Origin of the sequence: Geobacter sp. FeAm09, from assembly GCF_008330225.1 — a bacterium.
Lineage (GTDB): Bacteria > Desulfobacterota > Desulfuromonadia > Geobacterales > Pseudopelobacteraceae > Oryzomonas.
In genome coordinates this window covers 3,537,269-3,550,331 of the sequence record NZ_CP042466.1, presented here as the reverse complement: position 1 = coordinate 3,550,331, position 13,063 = coordinate 3,537,269, and the positions used below count along the sequence as shown (strand labels likewise).

At 61.7% G+C, this 13,063-nt stretch carries 13 protein-coding genes, 1 pseudogene and 1 riboswitch; of the genes and pseudogenes, 8 read left to right on the top strand and 6 right to left on the bottom strand.

The window, feature by feature from the left end; all coding sequences use genetic code 11:
- Positions 1–74: 74 nt before the first annotated feature.
- The 5 genes from FO488_RS16760 to FO488_RS16740 form a co-directional block, all read right to left on the bottom strand.
- Entirely contained in the window at positions 75–860 is a 786-nt protein-coding gene (locus tag FO488_RS16760) for an OmpA family protein (RefSeq protein WP_149211603.1), read from the bottom strand.
- A gap of 6 nt (positions 861–866) precedes the next feature.
- Positions 867–1,613 (bottom strand): flagellar motor protein, encoded by a 747-nt coding sequence (locus FO488_RS16755; RefSeq protein ID WP_149211602.1) that lies wholly within the window; start codon positions 1,611–1,613, stop codon positions 867–869.
- A gap of 3 nt (positions 1,614–1,616) precedes the next feature.
- Positions 1,617–1,937, bottom strand: a complete 321-nt coding sequence (locus tag FO488_RS16750; RefSeq protein ID WP_149211601.1) for a flagellar FlbD family protein — start codon at positions 1,935–1,937, stop codon at positions 1,617–1,619.
- Between the two features lie 97 nt (positions 1,938–2,034).
- Positions 2,035–3,126 carry an AAA family ATPase gene (locus FO488_RS16745; protein ID WP_149212234.1) on the bottom strand — a complete coding sequence of 364 codons (1,092 nt, stop codon included), beginning with the start codon at positions 3,124–3,126 and terminating at the stop codon, positions 2,035–2,037.
- Positions 3,127–3,198: 72 nt separating this feature from the next.
- Positions 3,199–3,525, bottom strand: a complete 327-nt coding sequence (locus FO488_RS16740) for a PilZ domain-containing protein (protein ID WP_149211600.1) — start codon at positions 3,523–3,525, stop codon at positions 3,199–3,201.
- A gap of 168 nt (positions 3,526–3,693) precedes the next feature.
- A riboswitch (TPP riboswitch) is annotated at positions 3,694–3,793 on the top strand.
- A 287-nt stretch (positions 3,794–4,080) separates the two neighbouring features.
- Between FO488_RS16740 and thiS the strand changes: the two genes are divergently transcribed.
- The 5 genes and pseudogenes from thiS to gltX all read left to right on the top strand — a co-directional run bounded on the left by thiS (position 4,081) and on the right by gltX (position 8,511).
- Entirely contained in the window at positions 4,081–4,281 is a 201-nt protein-coding gene (gene thiS / locus FO488_RS16735; RefSeq protein WP_149211599.1) for a sulfur carrier protein ThiS, read from the top strand.
- An 83-nt stretch (positions 4,282–4,364) separates the two neighbouring features.
- Positions 4,365–5,144: a thiazole synthase gene (locus FO488_RS16730; protein ID WP_149211598.1), complete on the top strand. Its 780-nt coding sequence runs from the start codon at positions 4,365–4,367 to the stop codon at positions 5,142–5,144.
- A 276-nt stretch (positions 5,145–5,420) separates the two neighbouring features.
- A pseudogene (gene thiE / locus FO488_RS19525) lies at positions 5,421–6,014 on the top strand (thiamine phosphate synthase); the annotation flags it as partial.
- A gap of 33 nt (positions 6,015–6,047) precedes the next feature.
- Positions 6,048–6,977 carry a TIGR01212 family radical SAM protein gene (locus tag FO488_RS19520; protein WP_168206140.1) on the top strand — a complete coding sequence of 310 codons (930 nt, stop codon included), beginning with the start codon at positions 6,048–6,050 and terminating at the stop codon, positions 6,975–6,977.
- Between the two features lie 133 nt (positions 6,978–7,110).
- Positions 7,111–8,511, top strand: coding sequence for a glutamate--tRNA ligase (gltX, locus tag FO488_RS16720; protein WP_149211596.1), 1,401 nt, complete (start codon positions 7,111–7,113; stop codon positions 8,509–8,511).
- Positions 8,512–8,647: 136 nt separating this feature from the next.
- On the opposite strand, the gene FO488_RS16715 is transcribed toward gltX, so the two are convergent.
- Positions 8,648–10,147, bottom strand: coding sequence for an IS1182 family transposase (locus FO488_RS16715; protein WP_240732285.1), 1,500 nt, complete (start codon positions 10,145–10,147; stop codon positions 8,648–8,650).
- Between the two features lie 143 nt (positions 10,148–10,290).
- Between FO488_RS16715 and FO488_RS16710 the strand changes: the two genes are divergently transcribed.
- The 3 genes from FO488_RS16710 to FO488_RS16700 are packed head-to-tail and all read left to right on the top strand — an operon-like array spanning position 10,291 to position 13,028.
- Positions 10,291–11,700, top strand: coding sequence for a Ni/Fe hydrogenase subunit alpha (locus FO488_RS16710; RefSeq protein WP_149211595.1), 1,410 nt, complete (start codon positions 10,291–10,293; stop codon positions 11,698–11,700).
- Between the two features lie 15 nt (positions 11,701–11,715).
- Positions 11,716–11,910 carry a hypothetical protein gene (locus FO488_RS16705; protein WP_149211594.1) on the top strand — a complete coding sequence of 65 codons (195 nt, stop codon included), beginning with the start codon at positions 11,716–11,718 and terminating at the stop codon, positions 11,908–11,910.
- Positions 11,907–13,028 carry a YhcG family protein gene (locus FO488_RS16700; RefSeq protein ID WP_149211593.1) on the top strand — a complete coding sequence of 374 codons (1,122 nt, stop codon included), beginning with the start codon at positions 11,907–11,909 and terminating at the stop codon, positions 13,026–13,028. Before FO488_RS16705 ends, FO488_RS16700 begins: the two co-directional genes overlap by 4 nt.
- Positions 13,029–13,063 lie beyond the last annotated feature (35 nt).

The window sequence follows — 13,063 nt, the reverse complement described above, 5'->3', positions numbered from 1 at the left end:
TCAAAAATAGTCAGATCATCGCACCCGGAGAAGGCCCAGAGGATGGCGGCGAGATGGCTGCTTTTAACAACCTCTTAGGGCTCGCCGCGCTCGCCATCCCCGGAAAGCAGGACCATATCCACGCGGCGGTTCTTGGCGCGGTTTTCCGGCGTGGAGTTGTCCGTGACCGGGCGGAATTCCCCGTATCCGGTGGCGGAGATCTTTTCGGGCTCCGCATCGTAGTATTTGAGGAGGTACTTGAGGACATTGGTGGCGCGGGAGGCGGACAGCTCCCAGTTGGACGGGAACTGGGCGGTGCTGATGGGAATGTTGTCCGTATGCCCCTCAATCCGCAGGGGATTGTTGTACTGGGTCATGACCTCGGCGATGGTGTTGAGCAGTTCATAGGCGCTCTGCTTGATTTGGGCCTGGCCGGAATCGAAAAAACCGGCCTCCTTGAGGCTGACGATCAGGCCCCGCCGGGTAATGGTGAGGTTGACCTTGCTTTGGGCGCCCTGTTTGACCAGGTAGGCCTCGATGGAAGACTTGATCTGGCGGAAATCCTTCTCCTCGGCACGGGTGCGGGCCTGGCCGCTCCGCGCTCTCCCGGAGGGGGCAATGGACATCTCCGGCTTGATGGTCGGTATGACGCTGATCGGCTTGGACTGGATGACGTTGATCTTGGGGGCGGGCGCCCCGGCGGTGACCATGCCGAAGGACTGCTGCAGCGACTGCATGACCTCTTCGACCTTCTTCTTGTCGGTCTGGGACATGGCGTACAGGGTAACGAACACCGCGAACAGGAGGGTGATGAAGTCACCGTAGGAGACGAGCCAGCGCTCGTGGTTCGGATGTTTTTCGGGTTCTCGCTTTAGTGCCATGACAGGTTAGTGGGCGCCTACAAAGGCTTTGAGCTTCTGTTCGATGAAGTGCGGGTTTTCACCGTTCTGGATGGCGATCAGCCCTTCCAGGATCATGACCCGCCGCAACACCTCTTCCTTCATGCGGATCTTGAGCTTGGTGCCCATGGGGATGCAGACGATGTTGGCCACCATCAGGCCGTAGATCGTGGCGACAAAGGCCACGGCGATGCCGGCCCCCAGTTTGGAGGTGTCGGAAAGGTTGCTCATGACGTGAATCAGGCCGAGGACGGCGCCGATGATACCGATGGTCGGGGAGTAACCGCCGGCCGCTTCGAAGAACTCCGCACTATGTTTGGTGTGGTCTTCGTAGGACATGATGTCGGCTTCCAGGGTTTCCCGCAGTTTTTGCGGGTCGATGCCGTCGACCACCAGCGAGATCCCTTTCTTTATGAAGGGGTCCTTGGCCGACTGGGCCTCCTGCTCCAGCGAGATGAGACCGTTGCGCCGCGCCTTGGTGGCATAGTTGATGATGTCCTTGACGACCGCCTCATGGTCCACCTTGGGGGGGAGGAAGGCGTTTTTGACATCCTTGAAGGCCTTGATGATGGCGGGCAGCGGGAAGCTCACGAACGTGGCGCCAAAGGTGCCGCCAAGAACGATCAGGGCTGCGGTCGGCTGGATCAGGGCGCTCATGTGCAACCCTTCCAAAGCAGCGCCGCCGAAGACGGCACCGAATCCCATTAACAAACCTATAAGTGTTGCTATATCCATATCCTAGAATTCCTGGCTGTGAAATGGAACGCGCTCGTGCTCGTCGCGATTGGTGATGGAACTGTCTCTGTTCAACGTGGCGCTGCGGAAAAGATTCTTTTTCGCCCTGGCGAGGTACTTCTTGCCGGCGGGACCCCCGGCACGCCGGATGATCCTGGCGCGGAACGCCACCACCTTGGTGATGATGTCGGCGGCGGGTTCCTTGACGATGAAGTGGTAGCCATTGAAGAGTGTTATGACCGTATCGGGGGTTTCCTCGATACTGACGATGTGGTCGGGATTGACATACATCACCTGCTTGTCCAGACGGGTCAATGGAATCATAATACCACCGGAAATATGAATGTTTGTCTATAAATATCAAAAACAGTGTCAGGTCAAGAAGTTTTTGCCTGAATTACAAGCGTCACACGATCAGCGCTTACAAGAGGGCATCGATAGCCGCAAAGTCGATGTAGCGTTCCGAAGTGGAGTTGATCAGTTCGATTTTTTCCCGATCATCCGGCCCGATCTTCGAGACATGCTCCCTGAGGCGGTAGAAGACCTCCGAAGAGGTCTCCTCGACGCGGATATAGGGAACCTTGCTGTCGTCGAGGATCTGCTGGGTGATGAGCGACATGGGGGCATGGCCGCTGATGACCAGGCCGGTCAGGCGCTTTTTGAAATCCGGTATATGGTGCAGCGAAGAGGCGGTGACGATCAACTCGTCCCGCGAACTGGTCACGATGAGCAGCGTGGAGTCCTCCAGATGGTCGATGACCCGCTGCGACGATGCCGCCCCCAACTGGATGGTATGGCAGAGGCGGCTTTTCTCGTCCGGATTCCCCCTGAGCGGCAGGCCGAGCATCTCGGCCACATGCTGCAGGGTCGGATGGGCCAGGATCGGGCTGTAATCGAAGGCGCTCGTCACCAGCAGACTGCTGCCGTCAAAGGCCTTTTTCAGATAGGCCAGGGACCGTTCGCGTTTTTCCGGCAGCAGCTTGTTGACCATGACGACCCGGACGTCGGCCTTTTCCCGCTCATAGAGCGCCAGGTTCAACTCCACGGCGTCGATCACGTTGCCGATGCCGCCGTTGGTGACCATGAGCACCGGCGCCCCCGCCATGTTCGCCACCTGGGCATTGTTCGCCCCGACCACCGATCCGACCCCGCCGTGGCCGGCCCCCTCGATGATGAGGAAGTCGTATTTCCGCTCCAGTTCGCGGATCGCGTCGGTGATGAGCCTGCGGGGCATTTCCGGGGTGATCTTGCCGTCCAGGTATTTCCTGGTCGAGCCGGGCGTCAGGGTCATGGGGGACATGAGGTGCGCGTCCTCGTCCAGGCCGTAAACGCTGGCCATCATGGCGGCATCCATATCCATGGTCAGGCCGTTGTACTCCACGCATTTGGGGCCGATCGGCTTGATGAAGCCGACCCGCTCATACTTCTTGCGGGCCAGATGCATGAGCGACAGGCTGATGGTGGTTTTTCCGCAATGCTGGCCGGTGGCGGCTATGAAGATCTTTTTGCACACCATTGTTATGCTGTACCATCCTTCCCGAAGCCATGTCACCGTCGAGAGTCCAGCCGTCCGCCCCAACCGCCGTCATACCGCCCCGAGAAACCGCTGGAAGTGTTCTTCGCCGGCCTGGAAGCGCAGAAAACGCACCCCCATGCCGCTTTTTTTGACCAGATGGAAGAGGTTTTGCGGCACTTTCTTCGCCCACATGACCCGGGCGTCTACCTGAACCAGATGGTCATCGACGGTAAACTCGATTCTGATTCTGCTGTTGGGTGGACAGACATTGGCGGTTTTGATGAACATGCCGGTTGCCGACAGGTCCTCGCTGAATGCCACGCGGCTGGCGCTGTCTATGCCGAAACGGATGGTTAAACGCTTTTTAAGACGCCCTATAATCCTCTTTTCGGTCATTATGGCCTCAAACTAAAGAGCTTATTATGTGACGGAAACGCCAAGACTATATCACAAAACGGCGGATGCGGGAGAAGAATTGAAACTACGCGGATTTTAGTTTTTTGTTTCCGCCCCGGCGACGGCATAAATTCCAATTGACAGACCGGCGCCAATACACTAGGTTAGTGTAAACGCTGGGGGAGTTTCGACTGAGAGCGGCGGTGCGCCGCGACCCTTAGTACCTGATCCGGGTAATGCCGGCGTAGGGAAGCGCAAACATTCAGATGTTCCAAGCCGCTTCCGCGGCTTTTTTGCGTTTTAGGAGGTTGTTGAAAAACAGCCATCAGGCCTTCGTCCTCGAAAGCCCTTTCGTGGGGCGTAGCGCCCCTCATCCTATCCTTCTCCCAAAGGGGGAAGGGATACCGTTACCCTCTCCCTCTGGGAGAGGGTGGCCAAAGGCCGGGTGAGGGCCTCCTCAGGGCTTGTCGAGCGGGGGCGACGATCTGACTATTTTTGAACAACCTGGGTTTTTCAATAGCGCAGTCAGTTCGTACCGGGCGCGAAGGAGAAGGCATGCACATTACACTGAATGGCGAGACGGTCGCCATCGCCGAGGGGAGCACGGTCGCCGGGCTTCTGGAGCATCTGCGGCTCCCGCGCGAACGGGTGGCGGTGGAGGTCAACCTGGACATCGTCCCCAAGGCGGCCTACGACGGCCACGGGCTTGCGGAGGGGGACCGGATCGAGATCGTCCACTTCGTGGGCGGAGGATGAAGGACCGGTAGCGAGGGGGGCGGGAAAAACCGCGCACGGAGCCCTGCGCCCGAGCCGACACTGTTGCACAAAGGAGACCAGCAATGACAACCCACAACGATACCTGGACGATCGCCGGCCGCGAGTTCACCTCCCGCCTGATGGTGGGCACCGGCAAGTACGCCAGCTTCCAGCAGACGGCCGAGGCCCTGGAGGCCTCGGGGGCCGAGATCATCACCGTGGCGGTGCGGCGGGTCAACCTGGACCGGAGCAAGGAATCGCTCCTGGATTACATCGATCCCAAGAAATACACCCTGCTCCCCAATACCGCCGGCTGCTACACGGCCGACGACGCCGTGCGCACCTGCCGCCTGGCCCGGGAGGCGGGCATGTCGGATTTCGTCAAGCTCGAGGTGCTGGGGGACGAGAAGACCCTGTTCCCGGACAACGAGGAGCTGCTCAAGGCGGCCCGGATCCTGGTCAAGGAGGGCTTTACCGTGCTCCCCTACACCAGCGACGACGTGATCATGTGCCGGAAGCTGGAGGATATCGGCTGCGCCGCGGTCATGCCCCTGGGAGCCCCCATCGGCAGCGGCCTGGGCATCCGCAACCCCTACAACATCAGGATCATCCTGGAGACGGTCAAGATCCCGGTGATCGTGGACGCCGGGGTCGGCTCGGCCTCCGATGCGGCCGTCGCCATGGAGCTGGGCTGTGCCGGCGTGCTCATGAACACCGCCATCGCCGGGGCCCAGGACCCCATCGCCATGGCCCGCGCCATGAAGCTGGCCGTGGAGGCGGGGCGGCTTTCCTACAAGGCCGGCAGGATTCCCCGCAAGCTCTATGCGAACGCATCCAGCCCACTGGACGGCATGATCACCTAGTTTCCGCCCGGAAAGGGTTCTTTTCCGCCCATGCGGCGTCAATCTTCGGGCTTGCTTGTGCGGCGTACCGATGTACGCCTCCGCGCAATCCCTCGATTTCCTTGCCTGGACGAAAAATTCCTCCTTTCCGGATCGGAAACTGCCTGATACGTGAATCCGTGACACCTTCACGGTTTCTTTCGCTCTCGCGTCGTCTCCAGGCAATAGTAACGCATTCACCCAGGGGCGTGCCCGATCACGCCCCGATGATCTTTGCCGTATGTTCACCGTGTCCCCATGAAACCCATTGATTTCACTCTCTATCTGATAACCGACCGCGCCCAGACCGCCGGCCGGCCGCTCGTGGACGTGGTGCGCGCCGCCCTGGCCGGCGGGGTGCGCGCCGTACAGCTGCGGGACAAGGACCTGCCGGACGGCGACTACCTGGAGCTTGCCCGGGCGTTGCGGGCGCTCACCCGGGAGTTCGGGGCGCTGTTCTTCGTCAACAGCCGGGTGGATGCCGCCCTGGCGGTGGGGGCCGACGGCATCCACCTGGGAGCGGCCTCCGCACCCGTGGCCGAGGTGCGCCGCCGCTGCGGCCGGGCGCTGCTGATCGGCTATTCCAGCCACGGCCTGGCGGAGGCGCGCCGCGCGGTGCGCGACGGGGCGGACTTCGTCACCTTCGGCCCGGTCTTTGCCACCCCCTCCAAGGCGGCCTACGGGGAACCGCTGGGATGCGAGGCCCTGGGGCGGGCGGTGGCGGCGCTGCCGGTGCCGGTGTTCGCCCTGGGCGGCGTGAAGCCGGAAAACCTGCCCGCCCTGCGGGAGGCGGGCTGCAGCCGCGTCGCCCTGATCTCGGCCGTCAGCGCCGCCCCGGACCCCTGCCGCGCCGCGCAGGAACTCCTGGCCGGCCTGGGGAACCCCCTGCCCACCGCCATCCATCACGAACTGCGCATCAACTCCTACGGCCATTACCTGCGGCGGCGCTTCGGCTGCCGGGTCAGCAAGGTCAACGTGGATGCCGGCTTCACCTGTCCCAACCGGGACGGCAGCAAGGGGACCGGCGGCTGCATCTACTGCAACAACGTCTCCTTTTCCCCCAAGGACACCCAGCCGGTCATCCCCCTGGAAGAACAGCTCGCGGCGGGTATGGCCTACCATCGGCGGCGTCTCGGCTCCGGGAAGTTCATCGTCTATTTCCAGAAATACACCAACACCTACGCCTCCGTGGAGCTGCTGGCCGACCTCTACCGCCGCGCCCTGGCCCATCCCGACGTCATCGGCCTCTCGGTCGGCACCCGGCCCGACTCCCTGACCGACGGGGCGCTGGAGCTTTTGACGGAGATCGCCCGCGAACGCTACGTCTGCCTGGAGTTGGGGCTGCAATCCCGGGACGACACCATCCTGGAGCGGATCAACCGCGGCCACACGGTGGACGATTTCTGCACGGCCGTGCGGCGGGCGGCGGGGCGGAATTTCGACATCTGCGCCCATCTGATCTACGGCTTTCCCGGGGAGCGCCGGGAGGAATTCCTCAAAAGCGCCGACCTGATCGCCTCCCTCCCCATCGATTCGGTCAAGCTCCACCAGCTCCACGCCGTGGAGGGGACTGAGCTGGCCGCCATGTACCGCCGGGGCGAATTCGTGCCGCTCACCCTGGAGCGGTACGTGGCCGCGGCCGCCGATTTCCTGGAGCGGCTGCCGCCCCACGTCACGGTGCAGCGGCTGTACGGCTCGGCGCCGCTGGCGATCTGCGTCGCCCCCCGCTGGGGGCTGAAGAACAACCAGATGTGGTTCGCCGTGGTCAACGAACTGCGGCGGCGCGGCACGTGGCAGGGGTGTCTGGCCGGTTAGGGCGCCGGGGAGCGGGGATGTATTCGTTTTTAACCGGGAAAGTGCTTTTTTCGGCCGCCCGGCGGTGCTATAGTAATCGGCCGCACCGCTGCCACGCCTCTGCCGCACTTAAAAATAGTCAAGGAGATTCACCATGTCCGACCTGCGCGTCCGTTTCGCACCCAGCCCCACCGGCTACCTCCATGTGGGGGGGGCCCGCACCGCCCTGTTCAACTGGCTCCTGGCCAGAAAGCAGGGGGGCACCTTCATCCTGCGCATCGAGGACACGGACGTGGAGCGCTCCACCCAGGAGTCCATCGACGCCATCCTCCAGGCCATGGAATGGCTTGAGCTGGACTGGGACGAGGGCCCCTTCTACCAGACCCACAACTTCGACCTCTACCGGGAGTATGTCCAAAAACTGCTGGCGGCGGGCAAGGCCTACAAGTGCTATTGCACGGCCGAAGAGCTGGCGGCCAAGCGCGACCAGGCCATGAAGGAGGGGCGCAAGCCCAAGTATGACGGCACCTGCCGCGAACTGGGCGAACAGCCGGCCGACAGGCCGTACGTGGTCCGTTTCCGCGCCCCCCAGGAGGGGGAGGTGGCCTTCGACGACCTGATCAAGGGGCGCATCGCCTTTCCGGCCGAGGAGTTGGACGACCTGATCATCCAGCGCAGCGACGGCACGCCGACCTACAACTTCTGCGTGGTGATCGACGACGCCATCATGAAGGTCACCACCGTGATCCGCGGCGACGACCACGTCAACAACACCCCGCGCCAGATCCAGCTCTACGAGGCGCTCGGCTTCCCGGTGCCCCGGTTCGCCCACGTCCCCATGATCCTGGGGAGCGACAAGGCCCGCCTCTCCAAGCGCCACGGCGCCACCAGCGTCATGGCCTACCGGGACATGGGCTTTCTTCCCGAGGCGCTGGTCAACTACCTGGTGCGCCTGGGGTGGAGCCACGGCGACGACGAGATTTTCACCCGCGAGGAGATGATCCAGAAGTTCGACATCGCCAACATCGGCCGTTCCGCCAGCGTCTTCAACACGGAGAAGCTGTTGTGGCTGAATGCCCATTACATCAAGACCGGCGACCCGGTACGGCTGGCCGGGCTGCTCCTGCCGCACCTGGCAACGCGCGGCATCGACCCCCAGGGCGGGCCCGAGGTGGCCGCGGTGGTACGGACGCTCCAGGAACGGGCCCAGACCCTGGAAGAGATGGCCGAGCGGGCCGCCTTCTTCTTCAAGGCCCCCGACGCCTACGACGAGGCCGCCCTGGCCAAGTTCGACAAGGAACACCTGCGGGCGGTGTTCGATACGGTGGCCCAGCGGCTGGCCGGCTGCGCCGCAACCACGGTCCCGGAGATCGACGCCCTGTTCAAGGAAATCTGCGCCGACAAGGGGTGGAAGATGGGCCAGGTGGGACAGCCGGTGCGCATCGCCCTCTCGGGCGGCACCCAGGCCCCGGGCATCGGCGACATCATCGCCACCCTGGGGATCGGAGAGGCGGTCAAACGGATCGCCGGGGCCCGAGAAACCGTGGCGGCATAACGAAGAAAAACGTGTGGCCGCAGATTCGAGATACGATTGTTTCGGTGGTTACCTCTCGGAATCGTAGGGGCGAACTGCTGTTCGCCCAATCGGGGCGCATGCAATGCGCCCCAGACCATTGACAAACCCCGTCTTTTCAGGCGGGGTTTTCTATTTTCAGGGTTATGAACGGTTCGAGTGTAATTTGCCTGAGTGTTGTTATTAGCGAATAGAGGTCCTTGGCAATCCATTTATAGAGCTTCCATGGCTTTCTAAACGTCTGTAACAGCCCCAATAAGCGCAATAAGTCGTCCCGGTCTACCACCAAGGCGATCTTTTTCATGTTTTGGACCGCTGCGCATAACAGACACTGCTCAAAGACCTTGCCGATCCCACGTAGTCGCGCATAACGATGACCGTGCAGTTGTTTGGAATCGGCAAAGCTCCGCTCGACCGTTTCCTTTCGTCTGCGATAGATCTCTTTACCCTGTTCCGTGTAGCGATGCTCATTGATCCGGTCTTTATGGTCCTGCCAGATGTGCCGGGTAACTATCTTGGTGAAGTTGGCAGATTTGGTACATTGGGGCTGAAGAGGGCAGGACTTGCATTGGGATGAATCTGAAGCGTAATGACGATAGCCTATGCGATCGGTGGTTCGGTAACGAAGAAGGTGGCCTTGAGGGCAGCTATAGACGTCGGTTGCCGCATCGTAGCGGTAGTCGCTCTTACGCAGATAGCCTTTGATATGGGTGGGGCGGCGATAGGCAATGGCGCCGTAGATATCCCTCTCTTCAAGCCCTTTGCAGATGCCGGCGGTGAAGTAGCCGGCATCGAGACCTACCGCCTCCACATCGAAGCCGAAGCGTTCCCGCTGACGGTCGAGGCGAGCAAGATAGGGAATGCTGTCATGGACGTTGCCAGGGGTGACAAAGGTATCGGTGATGATGCTGTGACGACTGTCAACCGTGCGGTGGTCTAGATAGAAGAACCCTTCCGGTTTGCCTTCACGCACCATATAGCCGCTATCGGGATCGGTGGTGCTTACCTTGGTTGCCTTGACTTCCGGGGCAATCTCTTTGGCTTTTAGCGGTTTCTTACCGTGGGCTTCTCGGTCCTGGTCAATGTCCTCTTCCAGTCGTGCCATATAGTCGCGAGTCGATTTCTGAACATCGAGGACTTCGAACTTGTGCTTGTTGGCATTGGCCTTGAGGTGAGTTGAATCGCTGTAAAGAACACTGCCATCCACCATCTTGCGATTGGCAGCCTGGACCACGATCTCGTCAAAGATGTCCTGATAGATCGTGCTCTCGGAAAAACGCCGGCGGCGGTTCTGGCTGATAGTTGAAGCATCGGGCACCTTGTTGGTCAGGCCAAAGCCCAGAAACCAGCGATAGGCCACGTTGACCTGAATGTCCCGGACTAACTGCCGCTCACTGCGAATGCCGAACAGGTAGCCGATAAAGAGCATCTTGAACAGGACTACTGGATCAATTGCCGGACGACCGTTGTCGGCGCAGTAGAGGCTCTTTACTCGCTCACGGATAAACCCGAAGTCGATAGCCTTGTCAATTTTGCGCAGCAGATGATCAGAAGGAACCAGTTCCTCAATACTCACAAACTCCATGGAAATCTGACGGGTGTCGTTCTCGATAAGCATGCAAGCATTATAAAAAAAGTCCCCGCCAGAGGCGAGGACTTTGTCAGCAGTCTGGGGCGCATGCAATGCGCCCCTACGCCGTTTTTTGCCGTTAACCATCCCCCCCTTCCTGACATCCCCCCGAAGCGTGGTACACTCTTCCCATGGGCACGACCGTCACCATATCCCCGGTGAGCCGCATCGAGGGGCACGCCGCCATCACCATCCGCCTGGACGAGGCCGGGCAGGTGGCGGAGGCCCGCCTGCACGTCCGGGAATTCCGGGGGTTCGAATCCTTCTGCCTGGGGCGCCCCTTCCGGGAGATGCCGACCATCACCGCCCGGGTCTGCGGCATCTGCCCGGTCAGCCACGCCCTGGCCGCGGCCCTGGCCGGGGAACGCATCATGGGGGTCGTCATCCCCCCGGCCGCCCGGCACCTCCGCCGGATTCTCTCCCTGGCCCAACTGATCCTCAGTCATTCCCTCAGTTTTTTTCACCTCTCCGCCCCGGACATCGTCCTCGGCCTGGACAGCGACCCAGGACAGCGCAACATCGCCGGCCTGGCGCGCCGGCGCCCCGAGGTGATCCGCACGGGGGTCCGCCTGCGCCGGATCGGCCAGGAGATCGTCAACCGCATCGGCGGCGGCCACCTGCACCCGGAGCATATCGTTGCCGGGGGCCTGGGTGAGCCGCTGGCGGAAGAGGGGCGGGACGCCATTGCCGCCCTGCTCCCCGAGGCGCTGGAACTGGTGCGGTTCGCCCTCGACCTGTGGCGGGAGCGGCGCGGGCGGTTCCGGTTCGAAATGGGGCCTTGCGGCGATTTCCCCAGCCTCTTTCTGGGGCTGGTGGGGGGGGGCGGCTGCCTCGACCATTACGAGGGGCGGCTTACGTTCGTGGACGCTGCCGGCGGCACGGTGGGCGACCTGGCGCCGGAGGGGTATGCCGCCGCCATCCGGGAGACCGTGGCCCACGACAGCTACCTGAAGCCGACGGAATGCACCCTTGGCGGGGAGCGCCTCTACCGGGTGGGCCCCCTGGCCCGCCTCTCCGTGGCCCCGTTCTTCGCGGCGCCCCGGGCGGAACAGACCCGCACGGAACTGCTGGGGGGGCGGCGGACCGCCACCGCCAGCCTGGATTACCACCAGGCCCGGCTGATCGAGATGCTCTACGCCGTGGAGCGCATCGCCGGCCTGCTGGACGACCCGTTGTGCGTCGAGCGGCAGGTCCTGGCCCGGGCCGGGGTCAACGCCGCCGAGGGGGTGGGCGTCACCGAGGCGCCCCGGGGCACCCTGATCCACCACTACCGGGTGGACCGCCACGGCCTCCTGACCGGGGTCAACCTGGTCGTGGCCACGGCCCACAACAGCCGCGCCATGGACCGGACCATCACCGACATCGCCCGGCACCACCTGCGGGGGGACCGGCTCGGCGAGGGGCTGCTCAACCGGGTGGAGCACGGCATCCGCCTCTACGACCCCTGCCTCTCCTGCGCCACCCACGCGGTGGGCGGCACGGGGCTGACCGTCACGCTGCTGGCGGCCGACGGGAAGGTGCTGGACAGGGCCGCCCGGTAAGGCTAGAATGACGTCATGAGTTCAGACGTATCCCCCTTCAACCTGACCACAACCTGCACCCCCGAGGCGACCAGCCCCAGGCCATCGACGAACTGCGGAGGGGATCGAACGGGGCGACCGGCACCAGGTGCTGCCGAGGTTGACCGCCTCGTCTGCGCCCTTTACGGTCTGGCCACAGAGGAAATTTCCGTGGTGGAGGGGAACCGGTGAAAAAACAACCCGTCGTTGCCACAGCGCCTGAATTTGGCTCGCTTGTCGCGGAACTCCGCAGCCTTATCCGCACCGCCCGCCATACCGTCGCCACCACCGTTAATACCCTGCAGGTGATGACCAACTTTGAGATCGGACGCCGGATTGTCGAACACGAACAACAGGGGGCAGAGCGTGCCGGATATGGCGAGCTTTTAGTGCAAACTCTGGCTGAACAGTTAACCGAGGAGTTTGGCCGTGGTTTTTCAAAGCGGAACTTGGAGTATATGCGGCGTTTTTATCTGGACTATGCGGATCGCCTGCCGCGAATTGCGCAGAAGGCTTCTGCACAATTGAACACAAGGGATATTCCGCTGCAGCCTTCTGAACAATCGGTAACGCACCAGAATCCGCAGAAGCCTTCATTTGCCCTCAGTTGGTCCCATTACGTCCTGCTGCTTACCATCAGAAATCCCGAAGAACGCAGTTTTTACGAAATTGAAGCCGCCCGGTCCGGCTGGTCTGTCCCGGAGCTCAAACGCCAGCTTGCCTCTGCTCTTTATGAACGGCTGGCTCTCAGTAGAGACGCAAAAGGGGTACGACAGCTTGCCGATGAGGGACACGTTATCGTCAAGCCGGAGGATATGCTTAAAGAGCCTTACGTCCTTGAATTCCTCGGCCTCGACGAGAAAGCGGGCTATTCCGAATCCGACCTGGAAACCGCCATCATCGATCAACTTGAACACTTCCTGCTGGAACTCGGCAAGGGCTTCCTCTTCGAGGCCCGACAGAAGCGTTTCACCTTTGACGAGGACCACTTCTTTGTTGATCTTGTCTTCTATAACCGTCTGCTGCGCTGTTATGTGATCATCGATCTCAAACTGGATAAGCTCAGCCATCAGGATCTCGGCCAGATGCAGATGTATGTGAACTACTTCGACCGCTTCGTGAAAACCTCCGATGAGAACCCTACCATCGGCATCCTGCTCTGTAAAAGGAAGAAAGAGGCTATCGTCGAACTCACCCTGCCGGACGACGCCAACATCCATGCTCGGGAATACCAGCTTTACCTGCCATCCAAGGAATTGCTGCGCCGAAAGTTGCTCGATTGGGTGCGGGCGCAGGAAACGGGGAGATGAAACCGGAGAAACGAATGTGCCGAATAAGAACCGCA

Coding starts and splice junctions, on each gene's coding strand:
- FO488_RS16710 (WP_149211595.1), top strand. CDS start 10,291: ATGGGCACGACCGTCACCATATCCCCGGTGAGCCGCATCGAGGGGCAC.
- gltX (WP_149211596.1), top strand. CDS start 7,111: ATGTCCGACCTGCGCGTCCGTTTCGCACCCAGCCCCACCGGCTACCTC.
- thiS (WP_149211599.1), top strand. CDS start 4,081: ATGCACATTACACTGAATGGCGAGACGGTCGCCATCGCCGAGGGGAGC.
- FO488_RS16715 (WP_240732285.1), bottom strand. CDS start 10,147: ATGCTTATCGAGAACGACACCCGTCAGATTTCCATGGAGTTTGTGAGT.
- FO488_RS16750 (WP_149211601.1), bottom strand. CDS start 1,937: ATGATTCCATTGACCCGTCTGGACAAGCAGGTGATGTATGTCAATCCC.
- FO488_RS16705 (WP_149211594.1), top strand. CDS start 11,716: ATGAGTTCAGACGTATCCCCCTTCAACCTGACCACAACCTGCACCCCC.
- FO488_RS16740 (WP_149211600.1), bottom strand. CDS start 3,525: ATGACCGAAAAGAGGATTATAGGGCGTCTTAAAAAGCGTTTAACCATC.
- FO488_RS16760 (WP_149211603.1), bottom strand. CDS start 860: ATGGCACTAAAGCGAGAACCCGAAAAACATCCGAACCACGAGCGCTGG.
- FO488_RS16755 (WP_149211602.1), bottom strand. CDS start 1,613: ATGGATATAGCAACACTTATAGGTTTGTTAATGGGATTCGGTGCCGTC.
- FO488_RS16730 (WP_149211598.1), top strand. CDS start 4,365: ATGACAACCCACAACGATACCTGGACGATCGCCGGCCGCGAGTTCACC.